Annotated in this window: 27 protein-coding genes, 2 tRNA genes, 2 other RNA genes and 1 pseudogene; 22 read left to right on the forward strand and 10 right to left on the reverse strand. The window is 34.2% G+C overall.

Annotated elements, in window-relative coordinates:
- Complete coding sequence (sucD, locus tag ABWU65_RS04630) at nucleotides 1–882, forward strand: succinate--CoA ligase subunit alpha (RefSeq protein WP_007302348.1); 882 nt, start codon at nucleotides 1–3, stop codon at nucleotides 880–882.
- 6 nt (nucleotides 883–888) lie between these two features.
- Here sucD and dapF read toward each other — a convergent pair whose 3' ends face one another.
- Entirely contained in the window at nucleotides 889–1,683 is a 795-nt protein-coding gene (dapF, locus tag ABWU65_RS04635; RefSeq protein ID WP_012481958.1) for a diaminopimelate epimerase, read from the reverse strand.
- 72 nt (nucleotides 1,684–1,755) lie between these two features.
- Here dapF and ABWU65_RS04640 point away from each other — a divergent pair, with 72 nt between their 5' ends.
- Nucleotides 1,756–2,901 (forward strand): glycoside hydrolase family 5 protein, encoded by a 1,146-nt coding sequence (locus ABWU65_RS04640; RefSeq protein WP_353280375.1) that lies wholly within the window; start codon nucleotides 1,756–1,758, stop codon nucleotides 2,899–2,901.
- Here ABWU65_RS04640 and ABWU65_RS04645 read toward each other — a convergent pair.
- On the reverse strand, nucleotides 2,877–3,449 hold the full coding sequence (locus ABWU65_RS04645) for a nitroreductase family protein (RefSeq protein ID WP_026097255.1): 573 nt from the start codon (nucleotides 3,447–3,449) through the stop codon (nucleotides 2,877–2,879). The genes ABWU65_RS04640 and ABWU65_RS04645 overlap by 25 nt on opposite strands.
- A 96-nt stretch (nucleotides 3,450–3,545) precedes the next feature.
- On the opposite strand from ABWU65_RS04645, the gene ABWU65_RS04650 reads away from it, so the two are divergent.
- The 7 genes from ABWU65_RS04650 (at nucleotide 3,546) to ABWU65_RS04680 (ending at nucleotide 9,513) form a co-directional block, all read left to right on the forward strand.
- Nucleotides 3,546–4,073, forward strand: coding sequence for a biotin transporter BioY (locus tag ABWU65_RS04650; protein WP_264336415.1), 528 nt, complete (start codon nucleotides 3,546–3,548; stop codon nucleotides 4,071–4,073).
- Nucleotides 4,070–4,468: a DUF1284 domain-containing protein gene (locus tag ABWU65_RS04655; protein WP_007302343.1), complete on the forward strand. Its 399-nt coding sequence runs from the start codon at nucleotides 4,070–4,072 to the stop codon at nucleotides 4,466–4,468. The genes ABWU65_RS04650 and ABWU65_RS04655 overlap by 4 nt, the downstream gene beginning before the upstream one ends.
- Nucleotides 4,469–4,536: 68 nt before the next feature.
- On the forward strand, nucleotides 4,537–5,403 hold the full coding sequence (locus ABWU65_RS04660) for a tetratricopeptide repeat protein (RefSeq protein WP_012481956.1): 867 nt from the start codon (nucleotides 4,537–4,539) through the stop codon (nucleotides 5,401–5,403).
- A 64-nt stretch (nucleotides 5,404–5,467) separates the two neighbouring features.
- Nucleotides 5,468–5,540, forward strand: a tRNA-Val gene (locus ABWU65_RS04665).
- 51 nt (nucleotides 5,541–5,591) lie between these two features.
- Nucleotides 5,592–8,294 (forward strand): DNA topoisomerase (ATP-hydrolyzing) subunit A, encoded by a 2,703-nt coding sequence (gene gyrA / locus ABWU65_RS04670; protein ID WP_007302341.1) that lies wholly within the window; start codon nucleotides 5,592–5,594, stop codon nucleotides 8,292–8,294.
- Between the two features lie 94 nt (nucleotides 8,295–8,388).
- A complete protein-coding gene (gene petA / locus ABWU65_RS04675; RefSeq protein ID WP_006014178.1) occupies nucleotides 8,389–8,988 on the forward strand; it encodes a ubiquinol-cytochrome c reductase iron-sulfur subunit in 600 nt (199 codons plus the stop codon).
- 366 nt (nucleotides 8,989–9,354) lie between these two features.
- Entirely contained in the window at nucleotides 9,355–9,513 is a 159-nt protein-coding gene (locus ABWU65_RS04680) for a hypothetical protein (RefSeq protein WP_353280377.1), read from the forward strand.
- 450 nt (nucleotides 9,514–9,963) lie between these two features.
- On the opposite strand, the gene tldD is transcribed toward ABWU65_RS04680, so the two are convergent.
- The gene (gene tldD / locus ABWU65_RS04685) at nucleotides 9,964–11,394 is read right to left on the reverse strand and encodes a metalloprotease TldD (RefSeq protein WP_007302340.1); all 1,431 of its coding nucleotides are present in this window, start codon (nucleotides 11,392–11,394) and stop codon (nucleotides 9,964–9,966) included.
- Between the two features lie 62 nt (nucleotides 11,395–11,456).
- Here tldD and ABWU65_RS04690 point away from each other — a divergent pair.
- Together ABWU65_RS04690 and ABWU65_RS04695 are read left to right on the forward strand one after the other, a co-directional pair.
- Nucleotides 11,457–11,541 (forward strand) — tRNA-Leu (locus ABWU65_RS04690).
- 61 nt (nucleotides 11,542–11,602) lie between these two features.
- Nucleotides 11,603–12,073, forward strand: coding sequence for a hypothetical protein (locus ABWU65_RS04695; protein ID WP_353280378.1), 471 nt, complete (start codon nucleotides 11,603–11,605; stop codon nucleotides 12,071–12,073).
- Nucleotides 12,074–12,499: 426 nt separating this feature from the next.
- Here the strand turns inward: ABWU65_RS04695 and ABWU65_RS04700 are convergent, their stop codons facing one another.
- Both ABWU65_RS04700 and ABWU65_RS04705 read right to left on the reverse strand, forming a co-directional pair.
- The gene (locus ABWU65_RS04700; RefSeq protein ID WP_007301972.1) at nucleotides 12,500–12,856 is read right to left on the reverse strand and encodes a transposase; all 357 of its coding nucleotides are present in this window, start codon (nucleotides 12,854–12,856) and stop codon (nucleotides 12,500–12,502) included.
- A 107-nt stretch (nucleotides 12,857–12,963) separates the two neighbouring features.
- The gene (locus ABWU65_RS04705; protein ID WP_019236989.1) at nucleotides 12,964–13,440 is read right to left on the reverse strand and encodes a transposase; all 477 of its coding nucleotides are present in this window, start codon (nucleotides 13,438–13,440) and stop codon (nucleotides 12,964–12,966) included.
- A gap of 495 nt (nucleotides 13,441–13,935) precedes the next feature.
- Between ABWU65_RS04705 and ABWU65_RS04710 the strand changes: the two genes are divergently transcribed.
- Complete coding sequence (locus ABWU65_RS04710; RefSeq protein ID WP_254229974.1) at nucleotides 13,936–14,856, forward strand: molecular chaperone DnaJ; 921 nt, start codon at nucleotides 13,936–13,938, stop codon at nucleotides 14,854–14,856.
- Here ABWU65_RS04710 and ABWU65_RS04715 read toward each other — a convergent pair.
- A complete protein-coding gene (locus ABWU65_RS04715; RefSeq protein ID WP_353280379.1) occupies nucleotides 14,844–16,142 on the reverse strand; it encodes a bifunctional folylpolyglutamate synthase/dihydrofolate synthase in 1,299 nt (432 codons plus the stop codon). The two genes, ABWU65_RS04710 and ABWU65_RS04715, sit on opposite strands and share 13 nt — an antisense overlap.
- Nucleotides 16,139–16,723 (reverse strand): phospholipid-binding protein MlaC, encoded by a 585-nt coding sequence (locus ABWU65_RS04720; protein ID WP_007302336.1) that lies wholly within the window; start codon nucleotides 16,721–16,723, stop codon nucleotides 16,139–16,141. The genes ABWU65_RS04715 and ABWU65_RS04720 overlap by 4 nt, the downstream gene beginning before the upstream one ends.
- Nucleotides 16,724–16,840: 117 nt before the next feature.
- Here ABWU65_RS04720 and ssrS point away from each other — a divergent pair.
- The 3 genes from ssrS (at nucleotide 16,841) to ABWU65_RS04735 (ending at nucleotide 18,227) form a co-directional block, all read left to right on the forward strand.
- Nucleotides 16,841–17,002, forward strand: a non-coding RNA gene (gene ssrS / locus ABWU65_RS04725) — 6S RNA.
- Between the two features lie 17 nt (nucleotides 17,003–17,019).
- Nucleotides 17,020–17,481, forward strand: a complete 462-nt coding sequence (locus ABWU65_RS04730; protein WP_006013504.1) for a type II toxin-antitoxin system RatA family toxin — start codon at nucleotides 17,020–17,022, stop codon at nucleotides 17,479–17,481.
- Between the two features lie 14 nt (nucleotides 17,482–17,495).
- Complete coding sequence (locus ABWU65_RS04735) at nucleotides 17,496–18,227, forward strand: DsbA family protein (RefSeq protein WP_264682779.1); 732 nt, start codon at nucleotides 17,496–17,498, stop codon at nucleotides 18,225–18,227.
- A gap of 28 nt (nucleotides 18,228–18,255) precedes the next feature.
- On the opposite strand, the gene ABWU65_RS04740 is transcribed toward ABWU65_RS04735, so the two are convergent.
- On the reverse strand, nucleotides 18,256–18,534 hold the full coding sequence (locus tag ABWU65_RS04740) for a DUF2671 domain-containing protein (RefSeq protein ID WP_010403908.1): 279 nt from the start codon (nucleotides 18,532–18,534) through the stop codon (nucleotides 18,256–18,258).
- Between the two features lie 250 nt (nucleotides 18,535–18,784).
- On the opposite strand from ABWU65_RS04740, the gene ABWU65_RS04745 reads away from it, so the two are divergent.
- Nucleotides 18,785–19,462, forward strand: coding sequence for an O-methyltransferase (locus ABWU65_RS04745; protein WP_006013497.1), 678 nt, complete (start codon nucleotides 18,785–18,787; stop codon nucleotides 19,460–19,462).
- Here the strand turns inward: ABWU65_RS04745 and ABWU65_RS04750 are convergent.
- Both ABWU65_RS04750 and ABWU65_RS08155 read right to left on the reverse strand, forming a co-directional pair.
- Complete coding sequence (locus ABWU65_RS04750) at nucleotides 19,434–20,087, reverse strand: glutathione S-transferase family protein (protein ID WP_007302332.1); 654 nt, start codon at nucleotides 20,085–20,087, stop codon at nucleotides 19,434–19,436. The two genes, ABWU65_RS04745 and ABWU65_RS04750, sit on opposite strands and share 29 nt — an antisense overlap.
- Before the next feature lie 206 nt (nucleotides 20,088–20,293).
- Nucleotides 20,294–20,401: pseudogene (locus ABWU65_RS08155) on the reverse strand (WPE palindromic element domain-containing protein); the annotation flags it as partial.
- Nucleotides 20,402–20,522: 121 nt separating this feature from the next.
- On the opposite strand from ABWU65_RS08155, the gene ffs reads away from it, so the two are divergent.
- The 6 genes from ffs to ABWU65_RS04785 all read left to right on the forward strand — a co-directional run bounded on the left by ffs (nucleotide 20,523) and on the right by ABWU65_RS04785 (nucleotide 25,247).
- Nucleotides 20,523–20,621: signal recognition particle sRNA small type (ffs, locus tag ABWU65_RS04760), an RNA gene on the forward strand.
- Nucleotides 20,622–20,637: 16 nt separating this feature from the next.
- Nucleotides 20,638–22,221, forward strand: coding sequence for a DNA polymerase III subunit gamma/tau (gene dnaX / locus ABWU65_RS04765; RefSeq protein ID WP_007302330.1), 1,584 nt, complete (start codon nucleotides 20,638–20,640; stop codon nucleotides 22,219–22,221).
- 21 nt (nucleotides 22,222–22,242) lie between these two features.
- The gene (locus ABWU65_RS04770; RefSeq protein ID WP_006013488.1) at nucleotides 22,243–22,557 is read left to right on the forward strand and encodes a YbaB/EbfC family nucleoid-associated protein; all 315 of its coding nucleotides are present in this window, start codon (nucleotides 22,243–22,245) and stop codon (nucleotides 22,555–22,557) included.
- A 336-nt stretch (nucleotides 22,558–22,893) separates the two neighbouring features.
- Nucleotides 22,894–23,580, forward strand: coding sequence for a P44/Msp2 family outer membrane protein (locus tag ABWU65_RS04775; protein ID WP_007302328.1), 687 nt, complete (start codon nucleotides 22,894–22,896; stop codon nucleotides 23,578–23,580).
- A gap of 283 nt (nucleotides 23,581–23,863) precedes the next feature.
- Complete coding sequence (locus ABWU65_RS04780; RefSeq protein ID WP_012481951.1) at nucleotides 23,864–24,757, forward strand: RNA polymerase factor sigma-32; 894 nt, start codon at nucleotides 23,864–23,866, stop codon at nucleotides 24,755–24,757.
- Nucleotides 24,750–25,247, forward strand: coding sequence for an invasion associated locus B family protein (locus ABWU65_RS04785; RefSeq protein ID WP_019078627.1), 498 nt, complete (start codon nucleotides 24,750–24,752; stop codon nucleotides 25,245–25,247). Before ABWU65_RS04780 ends, ABWU65_RS04785 begins: the two co-directional genes overlap by 8 nt.
- Nucleotides 25,248–25,292 lie beyond the last annotated feature (45 nt).

Genomic DNA, 25,292 nt, shown 5'->3' on the forward strand with positions numbered 1-25,292 from the left:
ATGTCCGTTTTAGTAAACAAAGATACAAGATTAATATGCCAGGGTTTTACTGGTGCACAAGGCACATTTCATTCAGAGCAAGCAATTGATTACGGAACGAAAATGGTGGGAGGTGTAACTCCTGGAAAGGGTGGTAGCACTCACCTTAATTTACCGGTTTTTAATACTGTAGCAGAAGCCAAAGAAAAAACCTGTGCAAATGCTACAGTTATATATGTACCTGCTAAATTTGCTGCTGCTGCAATACTTGAAGCAATAGATGCAAAAATAGAATTGATAATTTGTATTACAGAGGGCATTCCTATACTTGACATGGTAAAGGTAAAGCATGCTCTCGCTGGTTCAAACAGTCGATTGATTGGCCCAAACTGTCCAGGGGTTATTACACCTGAAGAATGCAAAATAGGAATTATGCCAGGACATATTCACAAACGTGGACATATAGGAATTATGTCTCGCTCTGGAACTTTAACTTATGAAGCGGTAGCACAAACAACTGCTGTTGGTCTTGGTCAATCCACGTGTATCGGAATTGGGGGGGATCCAGTTCATGGTATGACATTTGTTGACTGTATGGAGCTCTTTTTAAAAGATGACGATACTCATGGTATTGTAGTTATTGGTGAAATAGGTGGAAACGAAGAAGAAGATGTATCACATTTTGTGAAAACAGAAAAAACTAAAAAGCCAATCGTTGGTTTTGTAGCAGGCCAAACGGCACCTCCAGGAAGACGTATGGGACACGCTGGAGCAATCATCTCTTCCAGCGGTGGAAGTGCTGGTGCAAAGTTAGAGGTTATGCGCAGTGCTGGGATTGCGATTGCAGAAACCCCTGCTGTGATTGGTAAAAAGGTGTTAGAAGTAATGAGTGTCAGTGCCTAGCCTAGGTCATAAAAACCCTATATCCCCAGTCATCAGTATATTTTTTGACCACTCAATCAGTAAATGACCTCCTGGTAAATGTACTGAAGTTTGTTTAGTAGCCAAACACTTACGAAGTATAGATGCAACAAATGCTGCACAAGCCGCACTACCACATGAAGCAGTAATACCTGTTCCTCTTTCCCAAACTCTTAAGTTTATTTCTCCAGATTTTTCTATTTGTGCAATACTAACATTTGTTTTCTGAGGAAATAATTCGTGATTTTCTAGCTTTGGTCCTAAATTCTGCAATGGTATTTCGCTTATGTTATCAACAAAAAAAACTATATGAGGGTTACCAATATTTACTGCAACTGGCTCTTTCAGCATTTCAAGCTCTATAGGTAGATAAAGGGGATCGCATTCACAAGAAAGAGGAATTTCATTCCATTTAAGCAGTGGTTTACCCATATTGACCTTTATTGATTTATCACCTACTTTAAAACATTCTAAGATACGATTATTTATCAGCTCAATAGTGATATATTCAGTACCTTTTTCTAACATTATCAAATACCCAACACAGCGTGCTGCGTTTCCACACATTTCAGCTCGACTACCGTCAGCATTGTAGATATGCATAAAGCAGTTTGCAGCATTAGACATTGTTATAATTATCACTTGATCACAACTGCCTTGATCAGCAATTTGTCTATAATTCCAGTCTAAATTATTTGCTGAACGTGAGTCTATGATAACAAAACTATTGCCAGTACCATGCATCTTTACAAACGGGATCTTGTCTGTTAGGTTACTTACCATTATAGCAAAATTATATAAGTGAAAATTTTTCTTCTAATTACAGCTGTTTTGTATTCTATAGTTTTCTGTAATGTGAGTGCTAAGTCAATACCGGAGAACAGCAAAATGCTCTTTTGGCAAACTGGAGTTAGAAAGGGAGCAAATGTTTTCAATAGAAAAGTTGATAGTGACTTAATCAAAGCAGCAAAGGAATACAAAATTGGTTTTATTCGTCTTGCTCCTGACAAATTTGAAACTACGCAACGTGACTTCCTCTTAGGTAATGCAGACAGTTATCAGGGCCTAATTCCCAAAGACCTGAAAGTTCTGAAAGATGTTTTAGATGCTTTTCATCAACAAAAAATACCAGTAGTGTTAACGATGCTTAGCTTACCTGGATCTAGATGGAAGCAAAATAATAACGATAAAGATGATTTACGTTTATGGTCAGATCAAGCTTTTCAAAAACAAGCAGCAAAATTTTGGCAAGATCTTGCGAAAGAGCTTAAAGATCATCCTGCTATTGTTGGATATAATATCTTAAATGAACCACATCCAGAAAGGCTTTATAATACTGCAGATTCGGCTATTTATAACGTAGAACAAAGCAAAGTTCAGAAGAATCTATTTGGCTTTTATAGCAGCGTGGTAAACAGTGTCCGCCAAGTTGACTCAGAGACCCCAATAATACTTGATAGCAGCAGTTATGCTGACTCTAATACTTTTGATAAATTCAAACCAGTTGATGATTCTAATATTCTTTATTCTTTTCACATGTATGAGCCCTTTGCTTATACAAATTTAAAATTAAACCAGGATAACTTTGCCTACCCTGGACATGTTCAATCTTTTGATGGAAAAAAAGTAGAGTATTGGAATAAAGATAAGTTAAAATTATATATAGAACCTGTAAAAATTTTCCAAGAGAAGTATAATATACAAGATTATCAGATCCTTGCTGGAGAGTTTGGCGGACATCGCTGTTCAAAAGGATTAGAGCACTATTTTCGAGATCTTACTTCTATTTTTAATGAATATAATTGGCACTTTGCTGTTTATGGCTTTCGAGAAGATATGTGGGATGGAATGGATTATGAATTGGGAGGTAAAAAGCTTTCATGGAAAGATTGGCAAGCAATTGAAGAGGGTAGGATGAAAAAAAATTATTTGCCAGATAATCCAATTTTTAAGATATTAAAAAAAGAATGGTCAAGTCAGCTCGCTGGCCATTCGTCATAAAAAAATATTTCTTCTATTGGCTTTCTGTTCTTTTCTTTAACTTCGGCACCTTCTTCCTCGTAACCAACCGCTATCACTGACATTACATTAAAATCATCAGGTACATTAAACCTCTCTATTATTTTGTCTTTGTCAAATCCGCCCATCTGATGAGCCATTAAGCCTATAGCTGTAGCCTGTAGCATAAGTGCGTAATTTGCTGCACCAGTATCATGCTTAGCCCAAAAATTTCCCCCTTTGTCTGGCTTTCGGAAGTTTTTAGCACTTAAAGATATGATTAACACTTGTGCATCTTTTGCCCACTTTTGATTAGATTCATCAAGGCAATCGAACAATTTTTTCCATGCGCTTTGATTGTTCTGTTTGTTGCATATCACATATCGCCAAGGTTCATCACCAAAACACGAGGGTGTTAGCCTTACAGCTTCTATTAAAATATCCATTTCTTTTTGAGATATTGCTTTTGTAGGATCGTATGAACGTCCACTGTGTCTTGCTTTCATCAACGATAATAGATCTTGTTTACTCATCATTTTTAAATAGTGCATAAATAATTCATTGTAGCGCAATATGAGCAAAATTTAAATTGCAAAACCTCTTATACACATATATTACATTTAGTAAGTTATTTCTATTGGGAAGATATGTTTATAACACAATCAAGCAGTAGGTCAACACTGGTTGAAATATTGTCTTGCGTTTTACTTTTATTCTTGATGGCTCAAATAAGCGTACCGTTGCAGCCTGTGCCTATCACATTGCAAACTTTAGGAGTAATGCTCATTGGGCTTAAATTTAACCGCAGAACAGCATTCTATTCTGTGCTTACATATCTATCACTTGGTGCAGCAGGATTTCCTGTTTTTGCGAATTTTTCTAGTGGTTATCACATTTTTCTTGGACCAACAGGTGGATATTTAATTGGCTGTTTAGCTGCTGTTATGGTAATGAACAAAGTAAATGAATTACTGAACTCTAAATATAAATCATTTGTGTGTAATTCTTTAAGTTGTCTGGCCGGTACAGCTGTAATCTTTATTTGTGGTGTTAGTTGGCTTTCTGTTTACTTTGGTCTGGAACGAGCAATAATGGTAGGTGTTTTACCATTTATCCTTCCTGGTTTGGTAAAAATTTTTCTACTTGTAGCAGCTTTGCAATATTTGAAAAAATGATAAAATTTCGTCCTCATCATTTCATGTGCACTCTTGCATTTCAAGGATATGGGTATTCTCAGGGTTTTGTAGAAAATTACAAAAAGATAGCAAGTAAAGTAATTAATGATCCTAATACTAAAATCGAAGTAGTTGATAATCTTGACACTATTTGCAGTGTTTGCCCAAACCAGACTAAACAAGGTAAATGTACCACACAAGCTAAAGTTTTAGAGCTAGATAGAAGGCATATGGAAATTTTAGGAATGAAAATAGGAGAGATTTTAACCTGGAATGAAGCAGTAAAAAGAATTAGAAAGAAAATGTCTTTAGAGAAATTTGACTACGCATGTGAGGAGTGTAATTGGCAACCATATGGAATGTGTAGAAGTGCTCTTTTAACTCATTCTAAATAGTATCTGCCAATTAATAATATCTTTATTATTATATTAGATAAGTAATGTAGCATTTATGAATTTGTAATGTGTTGCGTATAGTTCAAAGAAATAAGATTTACTGGTTACGCGCTGCAGCCAATGCCACAACACTAGGATCTATGTTTGTCTGCATGTTAATTTGCGTTGTGATTTTATGGAGGTCTTCTGTTACCTATGCTAGTGAAAATTTGGAGATACAGAAGGTCTTTGATAGTGTTGTCAAGCATATAAAAGCTGATAAAAAATATAAAGATCTTGATGTTATCGAGAGAAAAAGTGACAAATTTAATATCAAAATTTCGCAGAATTCTGGCAAGAATTTTGACATATACTCTATTTTAAAAAAAGCAAAAGATTCCTTTGAGTTAGGAGATAGTGAAACAGCTACTTCTCTCCTCAATCAGATTATCGCAAAATTTCCTTATCATGAAAGTGCTTTAATTGGACTAGGGAATATCTATTACGCTAACAAAGAATTTAAAAAAGCTGTAGAGATTTACACAAGACTGTTAAAAGAATATCCTAGCAACCCTTATGTATTAAAGAATTTTCTGACGATAATTTCACAATATGATCCTAATTTAGCATTGAGTGAAATGTTGAAATTGTATGATACACTCAGAAATAGCGCCCCTTTATCAGCAAATTTAGGTTTGATCTATATGAAAAAAGGGGATTACATAAAAGCTAAAGAATATATGAAAGCAGCAATTTCTTTAGATCAAAACAATATTTTTTATACCTATAATTTAGCTGTTATTCTAGATAAGCTCTCAGATTTTAAAAATGCCACAGCATGTTATTCAAAGTTGTTGAACATGTCAAAAAATGCAAGTGAAAGAATACCTTTATACAAGGTAGCAGCAAGGCTAAAATTTATACAACTCCATAGTGCGCACTCAGCGATTCCATAAGAGTTGCTTGTATCGCTATTTTTGTTTACAACAACAACATTGAACTATAGAATTATATCTAGAGGGGCAATTAGCTCAGCTGGTAGAGCATCTCGTTTACACCGAGGAGGTCGGCAGTTCAAGTCTGTCATTGCCCATTAGCCTAGTTGAATATTAATATTACAATTATTTCAATCAAAGTATAGAAAATGCAAGACAACATAGTACCAGTTTCAATAGTGAAAGAGCTAGAGGATTCTTATCTCTCCTACGCAATGAGTGTGATCATAAGTCGAGCTATACCTGATGTGCGAGATGGATTTAAACCTGTTCATAGGCGCATATTATACGCAATGTCGAGGGCTGGGTTCGATGCCGGTAAACCGTATAAAAAAGCAGCTCGTATAGTCGGGGATGTAATGGGAAAATATCACCCACATGGTGACATGGCTATCTATGACTCCTTGGTCAGGATGGCTCAAGATTTTTCTCTTCTTTTACCACTGATTGATGGGCAAGGTAACTTTGGTTCGATAGATGGAGATCCGCCAGCTTCAATGCGATATACAGAAGCAAGGCTCCACAGAGTGTCGCATTTTTTACTAAATGATATTGACGAAGATACAGTTGATTTTAGGCCAAACTATGATGGAAATGAAACAGAGCCTGTTGTACTGCCTGCAGAATTTCCGAATCTATTGGTAAATGGTGCAAGCGGTGTTGCAGTTGGTATGGCAACCAATATTCCTTCTCACAACCTTGGAGAAATAATAGATGCTTGTATGTTATATATAGATAATCCTGAAGTTACTTTGGATGAGTTACTTGAAGTGATGCCAGGGCCGGATTTCCCAACTGGGGGAATGATTCTTGGAAGGTCTGGAATAAGATCAGCATTTGCAACTGGTCGTGGCTCAATTGTTGTGCAAGGCAAGACTCACATAGAAGACCTGCCACAAGATAGGCAAGCAATAGTGATTAATGAAATACCTTACCAGGTAAATAAAGTAAAATTAATTGAGAAGATAGGTGAGCTTGTAAAAGAAAAAAGAATTGATGGCATAACAGAAATTAGGGATGAGTCTGATAAGTCTGGTATTAGGGTAGTAATTGACCTCAGAAGAAATGCTGAAGCAAGTTTTATACTTAATCAAATATTAGGACTAACTCCACTAAGAAGTAGTTTTAGTGTTAACACTCTAGTCCTCAACAATAACAGGCCTGCTTTGATGTCATTAAAAGAAATCATAGCTGCTTTTGTTGATTTTAGAAAAGAAGTATTAATCAGGAGAACAGAATTTCGTCTAAGAAAAACGAGGGAAAAAGCTCATATATATATAGGGCTCTACATTGCGGTCTTGAGCATAGGTGAAGTGATAAAAATCATCCGTGGTGCAAAAGATCCTGCGGAAGCAAGTAGAGAACTTTTAAATAAAGAATGGAAAACTTCAGCTGAGATAAACACAATTATTGGATTAATCTCAGACAGCATGAGCTTTTTGAAAGACGGAGTGTATAGATTAACTGAGCTGCAAACGAAAGCTATTCTTGACATGAAATTGCAACGTTTAACAGGCCTTGAAAAAGACAAATTAGAAGCTGAGCTAAGTTCAATGATCAACCTGATAAAAGAATATATCGCTTTTCTTGGCTCAGGAGAGAAGTTGATGAAAGAAATAAAAAACAATCTACAAGAAATAAAGAACAGATTTGCTGTGCCGCGAAAAACTTCAATAGAGGAATCAGATACGGACATTGAAGCTGAAGATCTAATTCCACAAGAAGATATGGTAGTGACCGTAACTATGAATGGTTACATCAAACGTGTGAAGCTCTCTCACTATAGAACCCAGCATCGTGGTGGAAAAGGAAAGCTAGGACAGGGGTTAAAAGAGGAGGACGTAATCACAAAATTATTTGTTGGAAATACTCATACTAGCCTTTTATTCTTTTCTAATACTGGTCGAGTTTACAGATTAAAGGTTTATAAACTGCCTCTTGCAGAGCCAACTGCACGTGGAAGAGCGCTTGTTAATATATTCCCGCTTAGCGATGGTGAAACTATAACTAACATCATGCCGCTTCCAAGTGAGAATGACGAAAATCAAAATATAGTTTTTGTTACTGCTCATGGGAACATAAGGCGTAACTCCTTAGCAGATTTTCACTATATTCCAAGCAATGGAAAAATAGCAATAAAGCTCGACGAAGGGGATAGGTTAATATCAGTTAAAGTATGTAGCGAAATTGATCATGTTCTACTTTCAACAACACTTGGAAAAAGCATCAGATTTGTTGTAAGTGATGTGCGTCAATTTAAAAGTCGCAATTCAGATGGCGTAAGAGGTATCAAACTTGCAAAGAATGACAGCGTGATATCTATGACCATATTAAATGGGATAGGTGTAGCAACAGAAACAAAAGAACTTTACTTAAAAGTTCCACTTGCAAAAAGACTGGGGACTGCAATTAATAACTTCATTGATTCTAAATTGGAAAAGACTTTGAATGATTTAGGAATAGATAACAAACTGTTCTTAAAACTTGCAATGAATGAGGAGTTCATATTAACTATTACTGAAAATGGCTTTGGTAAAAGAACTTCTGCGTACGAGTATAGGGTAACAAATAGAGGTGGTGTTGGTATTACAAATATCCTGACTACCGACAGAAACGGTAATGTTGTTGCTAGCTTTCCAGTTGAACAGGGTGATAATATCATGCTTATTACAGATAAAGGAAAGTTAATTCGTATTTCAGTAAATGATATCAGAATTGCAGGACGTAGCACTCAAGGAGTCACTCTGTTTAAAACAGAGAGTAGAGAAAAGGTGGTGTCAGTAGCGAAAATTGAGGATCCCGATTCCACTGAAGATAGTATTTCCGAAATTGACAACTCTGTTTCTTCTTAACTGTATAGCAAAGGTTAAACAAATAGTGCAAATTTCTATTGATTAATCTATAATATTTAAATTAAAATATGTGTCTATGTTCAAGTAGAGATTGATGGATAAGAAGTTAACTAAAAATAAAAAATCATTGACGAATGAGAAGAATAAAAAAACATCTCTTGTTAAAGATTTTGCCAAAAATAAGAGTAGAAGAGATTTTATCACATTAACTACGTGTGCCATGGCAGGTATAGGAGCTGCAAGCGGTCTTTGGCCATTGGTTAAGTCTATGAATCCTTCTGCTGAGGTTTTAGCGATGTCTACGGTTGAAGTTAATCTATCTGATATTCAAGAAGGACAAGGAAAAAAGGTAAAATGGCAAGGTAAGCCAGTATTTATCCGCAAGCGCACAAAACAAGAGATTGAGGCTGCAAGAGCCATAAATGCAGAAAATTTGAGAGATCCTGAATCAGATGAAAAAAGAGTATACAAAGGAAAAGATGAATGGTTAATTATGATTGGAATATGCACCCATCTTGGATGTGTACCAGTTGATCACGCTACAAAAGACGGCAACGGTTGGTTCTGCCCTTGTCACGGTTCATATTATGACACATCAGGCCGAGTAATTGGCGGTCCTGCACCAAAGAACATGGCTATACCTGACTACTTTTTTCCAAGTGAAAATATTGTAGTAATTGGCAAGAAGGCTTAACGGATTTTCATAATTAAAGTAATAAAAGTATATTGCATTTCAAGAAGCACACTGACTTCATAGGCAAAGCTCTTGAAGTCTATCAAGCTAATTTTATACTATGCACATATTCGGGTGATAATTAAGAAACTTGCCTGCCAAATTTTCAGAGTTGACAGCTAAATTTAAAACTTGTTCCTTTGCGTCAGAAAAATTCTGACTAACTTGCTTAAAGTTATTTTCTAACTCTTCGAGGATGGAGCTGAAATTAAAAAAACTTTTCTGCATTTTATCAAGATTTTGAGTTATATAGCTTAATACATAAAGATAGAGACAAGAGGGGAAGAGATATGGTAAAGCAAGAAAAAGCTGAAAGTGAGGGAATAAATGGAGTCACCATATCAATATGAATTAAGGGAAAGAGTGATTTCAGTGGAATTGGGAGTCGTAATAGTAAAAGTGAAAGAAATCTTCAAAGTAGAACTATCCCCCAAAGCTGCACATGGACATAGAATATCCTTTGTCAGGGATGGACGTAAACATTGAAGATCTTCCCCTAGAGCTGGATATAGATATAAAGTCATTTATGCCATTACCTATATTCGAGAAAAATATCACATGCCAAGAACCTTGTCAAAATTATATAATCTATCTCTAGAGCAGGTTATTGAGAATGTCAATCCACATAAAAGAGCCAGGTATTCCTAACACCACTAAACTCACAAATTCATTTGCTAGAGTTTATAAGTTCTTGTTTATAATAATTTTATTATATCGTAAAACCATCTATATCGGCCTATTTAAACAGATTTTACTTTCCTTAAGGATTTTTTAAAGACCACCTATTGAATTCTATGATATTATTTTTTGTGAGATTGTTATACACGTTATGGCAAGGAAGGCAGAGAGATTTGTTAAGTAGTTTTTGCATCTATATGAGCTACTTGAATAATGGTTACAATATTTGTACAATTGTACAGCATGAGCTGAGTTCGCTTAGCCCTTATCTACATATTCAGTTCCACCAACAGTTATTGCATCGACCTTGAGTGTTGGCTGACCAACTCCAACAGGCACATTTTGCCCGTCTTTTGAGCACGTACCAACACCAGGATCTAACTTTAGATCATTACCAATCATTGATACTTTTTTTAGCACTGTTGGCCCATCACCAATTAGTGTTGCTCCTTTCACTGGCTGTGTAATTTTACCATTTTCTATTAGGTAAGCTTCTGAAGATGAGAAAACAAATTTTCCTGATGTTATATCAACTTGTCCACCACCAAAATTTACTGCATATAGGCCTCTTTTTACACTGGATATTATTTCTTCTGGTGCATATTTTCCTGCCAACATATAGGTGTTTGTCATGCGTGGCATAGTAACTTCTTTGTAACTTTCTCTTCTACCATTACCAGTTGGATTTACACCCATAAGTTTAGCGTTCATATGATCTTGCATATATCCTTTTAGAATTCCATCTTCTATAAGCACATTATAGCCAGGTAAAGTACCCTCATCGTCTATGCTAATAGAACCACGCAAATTAGGTAGAGTTCCATCATCAATTACAGTAATGTTACTGGCTGCCACTTGTTTACCCATAGAATTTGAAAATGCCGAGATTCCTTTACGGTTAAAATCACCTTCAAGTCCATGACCTACAGCTTCATGCAATAATATTCCTGGCCAACCTGAACCTAAAACAACTGTCATCTCTCCAGCCGGAGCTGGAATTGCCTCAAGATTTACTAGCGCTTGTTCTAACGCTTGGTTTGCAACTTTTTTCCACTTCTTCTCAGAAACAAATTTACTATAAGAGTCTCTTCCACCGTGCCCTGCAGAACCTCTCTCTGCTCGGCCATTTTTCTCTACGATGACTAGTACATTAAAACGTACCAAAGGCCTGATATCGCTTAACCTGTGATCATCTTTTATTATTTGTACAACTTGCCATTCTCCATTTAGAGTTATTTTTACCTGCTTCACGCAGTTATTCTTCGACCTTACATACTCATTAATCTCATTGAGTAGTTTAATTTTTGAGCTCAGATCCATTTCATTTATGGGATTAATCTTTGAATACAGGCTTTTTGCCTCCTCATTTAAGTTTACTGAATTTGTTTTGCTTAAAGATGCTGAACTTTTTACCATAGAAGCAGCTTTACTAATTTCTTTTTCGCTAATCTCAGAAGAGCAAACAAAAGACGTACTATCTTCACAAAAAGACCTGAGACCAAATCCTCTTCTGATATTTAAATCCATATGTTTTAATATATTATCATCAAAAATCAGGGATTCTGATTGGCAAAACTCTAAAAATAGCTCACCACCATCACTATTGCTCAAAGCGTTGTTGACTATTTTATATACATTATTAATATTAACATTGTTCTGAGCAAAAAATATTTGATCTAGATTTGGCATTACCTTTGAGCTAAAAACTACTTGAGTATATTATTTTATTTTAACATAGTAAATCACAAAAAGCCCGGGTGGCGGAATTGGTAGACGCGCTAGCTTCAGGTGCTAGTAACTTTTCAAGTTGTGGAAGTTCAAGTCTTCTCCCGGGCACTCTGTATTGATTTTCAAATCAATTAATGTTATGATATAATATGCATTTACTGCTAAGTTTATGAGTTATGAGAAAGAGAGGCTTATTTACAGGAAAAAAATACGAACTTATTCAAAACGCTTGGTTACTGCACTATCTATTGCTTCTTTGAGTGGGTACATAGCAGCATTAGCCCTAAATATTTCTTCCTTAAGCTTGTATTTTACTATTGTCAGCACTATGCTAAGTGCACTTTCTCTTGTCTTAAATGTATGGTCATTAACTGATCATTTCAGTCAGCGTGACCTTAATAAGCAACTCGTTCCTCGGCAAGAGAAACTAATGAAGATCTGTCTTGATATTGCATCTAGCGTTTCATTTTTAATAGGAGGAATTACATCTATATTACCTCTTGAATTTCCTATTATTCCCTTTATTTCCGTTGCTTTTTTTATTCTAGGTTGTACCTTTATGGCAACCAATTTCATTCGAACTATGATTAGTCAGCCGCAAATAGATGAAACCAAAACCTCAAAGTTAGTGATCATTTGAACATTCAATCTGCAATAGCTGCCTAATTATTACATGTTAATAACTTAGCTTATTTAACTTGACAAATTACGCCATCTCCCTTACTATGATAGCAAGAGTATTTACCCTTGTTTTTAATCTCCGCGGATTTAACAGCAAAATTCAGTAAAAAACTCAAATATTTATTGGCAAATTACATAAAAATTATAGCGGCTGCATGTCTTTTTTATTTTTTCTACATTCAGCCAAATCGCGCTTGTTAGTACATTATCAATTTAAATTATTAAAACTCTCTATACGGGGGTTCTTTTGTCTTTTTTTTATTTAGTAAATTTCTTAATATTTGTAGCTAAAGTAATTTAAAAGAGCCAGCGCGTGACGCTGGTTCCTGGATCCCAGTGGGCTTTGTTGCACAGCTCTTCGGATAGTGGGTAATGTATAATAAATTCATGAAGCTATATCAAACTTAGCCATGCCTATTTCAGTAAATTTGTTAAGCAAATAACACTTGAGTAGCAGTTCCTTCTCACGATTAATCTCAGATTTATTCCTAAAACTAAATCCAAATATTTGCTTCAGTCGCGAGAAAAAACTTTCTATATAAGATCTCTTCCAATAATTTATCTCTTTTTTCCACCTCTTCATACCATCTTCATCATATGACTTTATGAGCTTGATTGTAGAATTTCTCTCATTCATATAATCCAACTTTGGATGCTCTACTGCATTATTTTGCGGAGGAATCCTTGTCTTTATGTCAAGCTCATCGCACAGTTTGTATAACTTCTTTCGATCTATCTGCATATATCGTGCTTATGTTATACTTGGTATCCACTCTTTCAATAAGATCACAGGCTCCATAGTGGTCGGAATAAACTCCACTACTGTATTTTGCAGCTATAACTTTTTTACTACCTATCTCTAGCATTACATCTTGTTTGCTCATAGCGGCGATACTTTCTATCTGTACCATTTGCCTTACTATGGCCTGGAATATTATTGTAGATGCTGATACCTGTACTATCTATAGCAATTTCAATATCTTCCATATCGTTCTTATCAACTCTGCAGTCGTTGATTTTGATATTAAGCTTTTTAAACCTTCTTGAAGCCTGCGAATAGCTGATAATTTGCAAAATTTTCCCTATTTGCTCAAGATATTTCTCTATAAATCCCACTGTTTGCCTAAGACCAATCCTGAATAGATAGGTTATTATGTGAATTAGAATCACTACTTTGTCGCTGTAGACATTGTTGCCACCTGCTACTTTTGGACTATTTTCGTACCAATTTTCAATGGCATCGTTGATATAATGAAAAACATTTCCCCTTTCTTGAAGAAATTTGTTATATTCATTGCAGTTACTGACTTTCATTCTTATTGGCATATTTTTCCTTTGTCGGCTAAATATCTATTTTATAACAAATTCCATCAGTAACTGCCTGTTCTTTCCTTGAGTGGTGCAACAAAGCCATCCCAGTGTCGGAGCACTGGGATGACAACAAAGGGCTGCTTGAATGATACCCATATTCCAGCATTTGATGCTGAAATCCAGAAATCTTTACTATAAATTAAGCATATTGAGCACAAAATTATGCTAAAACACAACGTTTTGAAATTACGGAAAGCCAGTGTAAGCTACTTGAATGACAAGATAGATAGAACTGGCATGAATTGGATTTGAGTTACTCAAATGACCAATGAAAACTGTAACCCTAAACATTGAAGCACTATTATGCACTAAATAATAACTTTCATACACTTGTCATGGTAGTCGTGAAAGAAATAATTCATACAATAAGCATGAATGAAAGAATTGACATGATTTGGAAATTTATATATTATAAAGTATTAATAGTTAGTTAATTTATGAGGTGGAGACATGGGCTATAAGCTAAGAAAAAGAGAATATGATTATAATGAAAGTTTATTTAAAGAGATAGGCATTCAAGTGCAAGAAGTAGAAGGTCGTAACTTCTTAGAAATATCTAATATAATAGCAAAAAATTATAGAAGGTTATCAATAAAGTGTCACCCAGATAAACCAGGAGGTAGCGATGAAAAAATACAGGCCCTTAACAGAAATAAAGCAGCACTTTTGCAATATATTAAACCACTAAGTGGAAAGAATCAGGGATTAATCATTCCTGAGGAATTGAAAAGGTATTTACAATCAATTCAGCAAGGTCAGAATGATAAGCGTGCAGAGTATTATGCTGTTTTTACTCGGGTAAATATCCTACTGCTCATCTCGTCATTAGTGTCGTATATTTACTTGGGGTTTAAGCTATATAAGGCTGCTAATTTTACTGATGCACCTGGCATTTTGTTTAGTGCGACTCTAATAACATCTGTTGCAACTTTTTTCTTATCTGTTTATTTGATGTCTTCTTTATTTAAAAAAGCTATGGATTTGCAAAATCCTCAACGGGAACAAGGTAAAAATTTAGATCAAGAAGAGCTAGAAGATGAAATATCCAAAAGTAAAGCATTTAAATATCTAATTCTTACTTCCCAAATTTCAAATTATCTTCCTCCTATTTTATTAGTAGCAGGTTTGGTGTTACAGTACCAATCTAGTTGCTTAAACAGTAAAATACTCATCGGATTTGCTGCATTACTAGGTTGTAGTTTATTACTACACTTAGCAAGTGAGATCTACGAGAGAAAAGTTGTAAATCTTGTAAAAACTGAAGGAAGAGGTGATGAACAAAATGTACCTATAGGAGCATCAACCGAAAAGCCAAGCAGCATTGTAAATCCTGATGGTGCTTTTAACGTCTCGGCTCATCAAGTAGGTTGATTATTCTCCATACTCAAATCTCTGGCTAAAAATAACGAGCCACAAATTAGTATGGTTTTGACGTTTTGTATAGAAGCTTTTAGTATGTGATTTGATATAGCATCTCTGATTGATTCACATTCGATAGCATTGATTCCTATATTATGAGCTCCTTCTCTAATTAAATCTGTACTTGTTGCTTTAGGTTCAGATTTAACACAAATCGCGCATAGTAGTTTGATATATGGCTTTAAGTGCTCTAAGAACCCTGCGACGTTTCTGTTACGAGTAACACCAAAGATCATATAGATACCTTCAGCAAAATTGTCTCTTACCCACTTAGCTAACACTCTGGCACCATCATTGTTGTGCGCGCCATCTAGAAATAATTGCCAATCTTTTGGTAATAAAGAAATTAAATTACCTTCTTTTATAGACTCTAGCCGCGCAGGCCAATAAGTGCTCTGTAAACCTGAAGCAATGTCCTCTTCTCCAATATTAAATCCATACTTCCCACTCAAAATGCTACATGCTGCAATGGCGTTTCCTGCATTGATTATTTGGTGTTCACCCTTTAAAGATGGCAAAGAAAATTCTATTGATTGAATAGCCGATTGAAAGACCATTCTGTTATTCTGTTTTTCGCAATTCCATTCAAGTCCTCCTCTGTACAGAGGAGATTTCTGATTTATTGCATGATGCTCTAGCGTGTTCATTATAGATTTTTCTTGTGGTGCTATTACGCAAGGAACATTAGGTTTCATTATTCCAGCCTTTTCACCTGCTATAATTTCTACAGTAGGACCAAGATATTCTGTATGGTCAAGGGCAATTGAAGTGATGATCGTTAGAATTGGATTATCTATAACATTTGTTGCATCAAGCCTTCCACCCAGACCCACTTCAACTAAAGTAATATCAGCTTTATGACGAGAAAAAGCTAAGAAGGCTGCAGTCGTTGCGGCTTCAAATAGAGTGATGGGTTGTTCTGCGACTGCTATACGGCATTCTTCTAGTGAGTTATGTAATTCACTATCATCGATATCATTGCCTGCAACAACTATTCTCTCATTAAAATTCACTAAATGTGGAGAAGTGTACGTATGAACTTTATACCCTGCTGCTTGCATTATATATCTTATAAAGGATAGTGTTGATCCTTTGCCATTAGTGCCAGCTATGTGAATTATTGGCGGTATTTTTTTCTCGGGATTACCCAGTTTATTTAGAAAACTTTTTATGCGATCAAGAGAAAAATCCTTTGGCCTACTGCCAATCGGCTTAGGCCAATGAGGCATGTATATCATAAATTATTGTTACGTTTTAATTCATCTATTACACTTGCCATGCCGTGCGTGTCGATTTTTTCACTAAATTGAGAACGTTGATTAATAGCAATACTTATCCCACTCATTACAACATCGTTTATTAAGAAAGAATTGTCATTTTTAGTCACTTTAAAGTCAATGTTTGTAAATTCCTCATCACCATAAGAAAATCTTGTTCCTATCAGACAAGTTTCATCGTCAACTGCTTTTGTACTCATTATGATCATTTCACTATTATTTATGTATTTATACAAAATTTTAGCGCACAAGCGCGCGAGATATACTTCATATTCTTTTAGAAACTCTTCTTTTTCTTTCTGAGTAGATAAATTCCAATATTTCCCTATGACAAATCGAGATATTCCTTTGAGGTCAACATTATTCTGAATAATTTTCAGAAGTTCTTCTTGTACATGTTCTAGATTTTTTCTATTCCCTTTCATAGACGTGTTGTCTACTTGCTGCTTCATGGCAAGCACAAAAGTTTTGTGCCCTATACAATTCGCGTAAGCACTTGAGGAGATTACAATAAAAATGGTTAAGAACTTAATAAGATTCATAAGATATATTTATTAGCTATGATACTTAAAATGCAAAATTTAACAAAGGCAAAATAATGATCGCTAGTTTTAATATATCTATAGACATACTCTATATAAATAATCTATAATTAATTTAGGGGTCTGTGCTATGCGTTATGAGTTAAGTTAAATTTCCCGAGCGATAATTTCTGATCAAGGGAATTGCCTCTGTTAATTTCATTGAAATTAGTACGTGATGCCCACCTTAACTTTAGGTCTCAGGAATCTACTAAGACTGACGGTAGATATGGATCCCTTTTCCATTATTTAGGTTTATGTTACACCAATATAAAGAACAAGGTGTTTTTTTCTGTTCATCTCATGAGATATTTCAAGTTGTAATTGACGTTGAGAAGTATCCTGATTTTGTTCCTTGGTGCAAAGCTGTTTATATAAAAGAAAAAACTGATAGCCAAATGATTGTGGACCTCCTTGCAGCTTTTCATGGCATTAAAGGAAGTTACACATCAGAAGTGACCTTTCTTTCTCCAAATGGAGCAAATAAAAGTTGGATAAAAGCTGTGTCGTCAAATGGAATATTTAAACATTTATACAACGAATGGAAATTCACTCCTATAGATGAAAGTAAAACTATGGTAGAGTTCTATATAAAGTTTGAATTTAAATCCAATTTGTTTTCCGCCTTATTAAACTCAGTTTATAAATACACACAAAGTAAAATAATTGCTGCATTTAAAGACAGAGTAGAAAGTGTTGCCGAGAAAAAGTTATCTTGACATCATTTATATAAATGCATAAATTCTTTAATAAGTTAAGTGTTTCCATTGTAATGATTTTTAGATTATTGTTCTTACTTATTTTTATAAGTGTTAGTTCTTATGCAGCTATTGAACAAAACTTACCCAACACTCAAAAAACTGATGAAATAACATCAAAAGAACTACTGTCACTACTGCCTGATGATAAATTATTAGGTGATCCAAAAGCACCAATTTTAATGATAGAATATGCTTCGCTCACTTGTTATCACTGTTCTCTTTTTCATAAGAAAGTTTTTCCTAAAATCAAAGAAAAGTACATAGATACAGGTAAGATGTTATACATATTCCGTCATTTTCCTCTAGATTACAGAGGATTAAAAGCTGCAATGCTAAGTTATTGCTATGAAAAAGAAGAAGACTATTTTAATTTTAACAAAGCTGTGTTTAATGCAATAGACTCGTGGAACTACTCTAATTTTAGTGATTTAACTATACTACAAAAAATTGCTGCACTAAGCAATTTGAAGCAAGATGTATTTAACCAATGCATTAATGATAAAAAGATGATGGACAAAATTATAAATGATAAATCACTTGCAATTAATAAACTTGATATCACAGCTACTCCTGTATTCATCATCAAGATTAACGATGACAAATCATACGTAGAGAATGGTAAAATCAAACATGAAGGATATAGAGAGCTGGAATATTTCACTAATGTAATAGATGAGTTATATGGAAAAGCTATAGTGAAGTAATAACACTTTAGCTTACCATATAAAAACCCTATGCTGAATCAGTATTTTTTGATACTGTTTGTTGCTTTTTACGCTCAAACTCTCTTTTTTTACTGTGCCAAGCATAATAATACATAGCAATTTTATTCTCTATTAATACTATCGTTCCATCATAAAATTGGACCATATCCATAACTTTTTTCTGAGCTTCGTTAAAGCGTTCTTTGTACTTCTCGCGATAAGCTGGATTGTGCAGTAATTTCACTCCTTCATTATTATTAGATTTCTTGCTTAACGTTTCAACTTCGTTAGCAATGTTATAAGACATATAACCCCCTCTAATTGATTATAAAAATTACATTTTAAGAGAGATGTAAATAAACGATCCCTTAATTCTAGTATAACAACTGGTTATTATACTAGTTAACCATAGTAAAATATATAATAATCTTTGTCACTTAAAATTTTACTTTATAAAATAACAACTTAAAATAAAAAATTTTATTATTCTTAACTCTATTGTTATATCTATAAATCTTATATAGATTAAACCTCCTTAGTTTATATTATAAAACTTAATGCGTCATAACTTTAGCAGAAAATCGTTGTACATAAGAAGCTTATTTGCAAAAGAGTATAAAAAAATAGAAGAACATTGTACTCTTGATAAGAAACAACGTATTCAAATCACTCCTGAAGAAGGAAAATTATTAAATTTATTTATCAAAATCCATAAAGTTAAAAGCATAGTTGAAATTGGCACTTTATATGGTTATTCGTCAATTTGTATGGTAAAAGCTTTACCGAAAGATGGTCATATATATACAATAGAAAATAATCCTCAACACTCAAGAATAGCAAAAAAAAATTTTAGTGCTTTTAATCTAAGTGATAAAATTACTCTAATAGAAGGTGATGCACTGGAAAAAATTAATGAATTATCAGCAAAGGCACCATTTGACATGATATTCATCGATGCTGACAAAAGTAGTTATCCTAAGTATTTAGATTGGGCAGAGTCATACATTAAACAAGATGGGCTAATCGTTGCAGATAACACTCTATTATTTGATACAGTATTTTTAGAATCTCCTCCAAAAGAAGTATCAGAAAAGTCATGGCATGCTATGAGAGAGTTTAACGATAGATTGTCAGATGAAAAAAAATATTTCTCCATATTGATTCCTACTGACGAAGGAATGACTGTAGCTTTAAAACTAACGCAAGTTAAAAATCAAGGTCAGCGTAATGTCTAGGGGGAGTTAAGCCAAAAACTCTCTCTAATAATATTTCGCGAAAACAAGGCCTTGATTTAACAATGGAGTACCATTCTTTTAAAATCTTACTTTTTTCCCAGGGAAAACTATTTACGTAGTCTATTATAGAAATATGTGATGCTAAAGTAATATCGGCTAAAGTGAACTTATCGGTTGCAAGCCAAACGTTCTTGTTAATTAAGTGTTCGATGTATTCCATATGGTAAGGCAGGTTATGCTGAGCTGCATGAAGAAATCTAGAGTCAGGGCTGCGGTTAGTAATTACTTTTTCATTCATAATATACTTAGTAACTTCATTGTAAAATTTGCTATCGAACCAATTGATTAAAGCGCGTATTTTAGACTTAATAATAGTTGATGAACCAAGTAATTTGACGTTACTATTGTAAATCTCTTCTATATATTCACAAATGGCATTACTATCCGCTATTACAAAGTTATTATCTATTAATACTGGTACTTGTCCGATTGGATTGATCTCCATGAATTCATTCCGCTTTTCCCATGGATTTTCATATACCAAATCACAACTCAGCTTTTTTTCCTTGAGAAGAGCTCTAACTTTTCGTGAAAATGGACAAAGAGGAAAATGATATAAAATCATAATATTCCTCTTTTGTTATTCCAATACCTATATGTTGTCATTCCAGTACGTGACATTGGAATCCAGCTTATTTCATTATGGACATTACTTTTAACATATATTCCTAGAATCCATTGTCCATTGTATAATTTCCAAATATTTTTATACTTGAATCCCAGTACAACTGTACGAACATTGTAGTTTGAGAGCAATCCCCACCGGAAGGGTGTCATTTCAGTGATTGACACTGGAATCCAGTTCTTATTATACAACAGCCTAATGTATTCATTTAAAATTAAGTTTTCTGGATCCCAGTGTCTGGACACTGGGATGACAGAAGAAGAGTATTTTAGGTAACGGCTGTTTACTCCAAAGTAATGTTGCAAAAGGTCTAACATATAAATTATAAGACTAATATAGAATATACCTTGCTAAAAAAAAAAAAAAGTATAACCTTTGATAAGGTATGCAGGCAAAAATTCTGTAACTTGGTCAGGTCAGAAATGAAGCAACCATATCAGAATCTTTTTGGGTTGCATACCTATTTGTACTATTTGTTTTATTCTAGGCTATGAACATAGCATTAAAATATCGTCCTAGTAGCTTTAAAGATTTAGTAGGTCAAGATATATTGGTGCGTATACTAGAAAATGCTTTTACTCTCAACAAAATTCCACAATCTATACTGCTTTCTGGTAGCAGTGGAATTGGTAAAACCACCACTGCAAGAATAATAGCTTTATGTTTGAATTGCTCATTGGGGCCAACTTTTGAACCTTGTGGATCATGTACAAGTTGTCTGGCAATAAAAAATTCAAGCCATCCAGATGTAGTTGAAATCGATGCGGCAAGTCACACTAGTGTTGAGGATGTTAGAGCGATCTTGGGAGATATTTGCTATTTACCAATAAGTTCTAAATTTAAAGTTTACATTATAGATGAAGTACACATGTTATCCAGTAATGCATTTAATGCATTACTTAAAACTCTAGAAGAACCACCATCTAGCGTAAAGTTTATTCTAGCAACTACAGAAATAAAAAAGATACCAATAACTGTTATTGCACGTTGTCAAAGGTTTGACTTACATAACATTCCTTCAGCTAAGATAATGGAGCGTTTAAATGATATTGCACAAAAAGAAAATTATTTTATTGAAAAAGAAGCATCGGAATTAATTGCTCACCACTGTAGCAATTCAATGCGTAACGCTTTATTTTTGATGAATCAAGCATTGCTATATAGCAAAGATGGTACAATATCCACTCAAAGTGTTACAGACATACTTGGTCTAGTAGATAGAAACGTTATATTTGATCTACTGGAAGCAGTATTAGATAGTGATTTACAGAAGGCTTTGTTAGTATTCGACAATGTGGTAAAAACAGCAAATCCGCTCAATATTTTTGAAGATCTGCTGCAAACAATCCAGTTAATATGCCGTTTTTTAATTACAAAAGAGATTGATACAGAATATGAGAAGAGCAGAGTAAAAGATTTGAGTGCAAAAAAGTCTTTAATATTTTTTTCGAGATTGTGGAAGGTGCTGCTTAAGGGTATTCAAGATATAAAAATTTCAACATGCAATGAGGTTGCTGCTGAAATGATGTTAATTAGCCTTTGTTATCTTTCTGATTTGCCTTCTCCGGAACAGGTGATCAAAAAAATTCTTTCACAGAATGTAGAGCAAGGAAATAGACAGGGCAGACCTGTTGCACCTTCCCCCTCTGTCATCCAAGTAACTGACTACTCGGATCCAAAAAAATATGTGGAAAAACCCCACTCTGTCATCCCAGTGCGTGACACTGGGATCCATGTGAAAAATAAACAACAAAATTACGATTTTGATAAGATTTTGCAACTATTAAGGCGGAGTAACCAAATTTATCTTTACAAACAACTGTGTAGTAATCTAAAATTAATAGATTGTAAATTTGGGTATTTAAAATTAAAAGCTGTATCTAACTTGAACAGTAATTTTTGTAATGACTTGAAAAGTTACTTAAATCAAGCTACTAATCAGGAGTGGGTTATTATAGTTGATACGAGTTATATGAATAGGGAAGTGAGTAATTTAAATTATGCACCTGTAGTTAAGGATATATTAAATACGTTTAAAGGTGCAAAGGTAGTTAATATAGAAAATAAGGAGTAGGTTGTGGATTTCAGTCAAATAATGAAGCAAGCGCAAGAAATGCAAAAAAAGCTTGCGGAAGCCCAAGAAAAATATATTGGAAAAGAGTTTCAAGGTATTTCTGGTGGTGGCAAAGTTTCTGTATTAGTGGAAGTTATAAAAATAGGTGGCTATAAAGCTAAAAAGGTAAACATAGACTTAGAGCTTATGAGAAATGAAGAAAAAGACATAGTAGAAGATTTAGTGACAGCAGCGTTTAATGATGCCATTAAAAAAGCAGAAGAAGATATGGCAAATGCAACCTCTGATCTTGCAGGTATGATGGGGTTACCACCTGGATTTAAACTTCCTTTTTAAATTTACTACTGAAGTTTGACTTAATGCAGTAACTAAGTGTTTTCCTTTTATACTAGTACTTCCATGAAGTACATTCATATTACTGCATGAATATGCAGCAATTCACAATGATGAATGCAGATCAGAAGATAAAAAGACATTAGTGAAATAGGTGTCAGAAGATCAAGAGTAAAAAAAGTAGAGTAACTCTATTTATTAATTAATAAAATCTTTGTATTTTCCTAAAAGTTAGTTAAGATACAGAAGGTTTTATGTTATTAAGTTAGCACTTGACTTAACTTTAGTTATTATTTAGACTGCTAAAGTGGAATTTTAATTTTTTTAACGAGGGCAATTATGCATTATAAAAAGTTTTTTTCGGCAGCTGCTTTAGTGACGTTGCTAAGCCTATCAAACTCTGCTTTTTCATCAGACCCTATTGGTCCAATAAGTGATGAAGAAACTAGCTACTATGTTCGTTTGCAATATAATGGTGAAGTTTTACCTTTTAAAACAAGAATTGACGGCATTGAATATAAAAAAGGAACCGAAGTTCATGATCCTTTAAAAGCATCTTTTATGGCTGGTGGTGCTGCATTTGGTTATAAAATGGACGATATCAGGGTTGATGTTGAGGGACTTTACTCACAACTAAACAAAAACGACGTTAGTGGTGCAACATTTACTCCAACAACTGTTGCAAACAGTGTGGCAGCATTTTCAGGATTGGTTAACGTTTATTACGATATAGCGATTGAAGATATGCCTATCACTCCATACGTTGGTGTTGGTGTTGGTGCAGCATATATCAGCAATCCTTCAGAAGCTAGTGCAGTTAAAGATCAAAAAGGATTTGGTTTTGCTTATCAAGCAAAAGCTGGTGTTAGTTATGATGTAACCCCAGAAATCAAACTCTTTGCTGGTGCTCGTTATTTTGGTTCTTATGGTGCTAGTTTTAATAAAGAAGCAGTATCAGCTACTAAAGAGATCAATGTCCTTTACAGCGCTGTTGGTGCAGAAGCTGGAGTAGCGTTTAATTTCTAGTCTATCTTTGTCTTATTATCCCAGTGGGTTTTTCTTGTCATTCAAGTAGCATGACACTGGGATCTAGAAAAAAGAAATGTGAATTCCAGTGTTTGAGCACTGGAATAACACATTATTTATTTAATGTAGTTTTTATCGTTACACGCTGGCAATTTTAATTCTACATTTAGGTAGCTGTTGTTAAGATCTCAACTAGATATAAAGTTATGCTTTTTTAATTAAAGCTTGAATTTTTCACTGAAAATCAATATATTATATGTATAGAGTTTTAATTTAAGTTATTATGTTGACCCCAGTAGCAAATTTATGTGTTAATAGTAGCACTAATCTCATGCAATATATTGCTGAAGTGCGAAAATTTCCTATGCTTTCCCAAGAAGAGGAAGTGCGATTAGCAAAAAATTGGCAAGAATACCAGGATATTTCTTCTGCTCACAGGTTGATTACTAGCCATTTGAATTTGGTAGTAAAAATTGCAATGAAATTTAAGAATTACGGTCTATTGTTGATGGACCTGGTCATGGAAGGAAATATGGGTTTAATGCATGCAGTGAAAAAGTTCAATCCTGACTTGGGATTTCGTTTTTCAACTTATGCAGTATGGTGGATTGAAGCTTCAATGAAAGACTTTATATTAAAATCTTGGTCACTTGTAAAAATAGGTACAACGCAAGCACAAAGGAGATTGTTTTTTAGTTTACGTAAAATAAAAAAAAGAATTTTACAATACACAAACAGAGAAACTTTGAGTAAAGAAGAAATAAAAGCAATATCAAATGAGCTTTCTGTATCTGAAGAAGATGTTGTACAGATGAGCTATCGTCTGGCTTGTAAGGATCAGTCGTTAAATAATTGTATAAAAATAGGTGATGACTCTAAAAAGGAGTTACAAGATATGATTCCGTGTAATTTAGTTAGTCAAGAAGTAGCTTACCAGAATCATGAAGAAAAGGCATTAAAAGAAACAATTTTAAGCAATGCGCTGGCAAGTCTTAATGAAAGATCAAGAGACATTTTCATTAGCAGATATTTATCTGAGAATACTCAGACTTTGGATGAGCTTAGCAAAAAATATTGTGTTTCAAGAGAAAGAATAAGACAGCTGGCTGAGCAAGCGATGAGTAAGGTAAAACAACATATAAAATCAGAGAGTTTGAAATTCGGTTTACATGCGTAGTCTTTTCGTATTTCTAATATTTCTTTCAATAGACACTCTTGCATCGGTTAGTAATGTACAACTGAGCGAAAAATATAAAGACTGGTTTGTGTATACTGCATTGGAAGATGGTGAAAAAGTGTGTTATATTGTATCTCATCCTAAGAAAAAAAGTGAACATTATACAGCCGATCGCAAGCCGTATGTAATGGTCAGTTACGTTGATAAAAAAGCAGATGAGGTGAGCGTCACTTCTGGCTTTCAGTATAATAATGAGCCTGTAGTTCTCAATATCGATAAAAAAATTAAATATCAATTGCCAATAATACAGGGAAGTCTTGCGTGGACAGATGATACAAAAATGGACCAAGATTTGATTCTAAAAATGAAGCAGGGATTATCAATGGTAGTTAATGGAAAAGTAAAAACAGCAAATGTTGATGATACTTATTCCTTGCTTGGCTTTCAAAAAGCGTACCAAAAAATGCATGACTTATGCCATACAAAGTAAATTATTGATCACTAAAGTATAAGATAGGCTGTTTTGTCTCTCAGA

Source organism: Wolbachia endosymbiont (group B) of Silvanus unidentatus, from assembly GCF_964028615.1.
GTDB lineage: Bacteria > Pseudomonadota > Alphaproteobacteria > Rickettsiales > Anaplasmataceae > Wolbachia.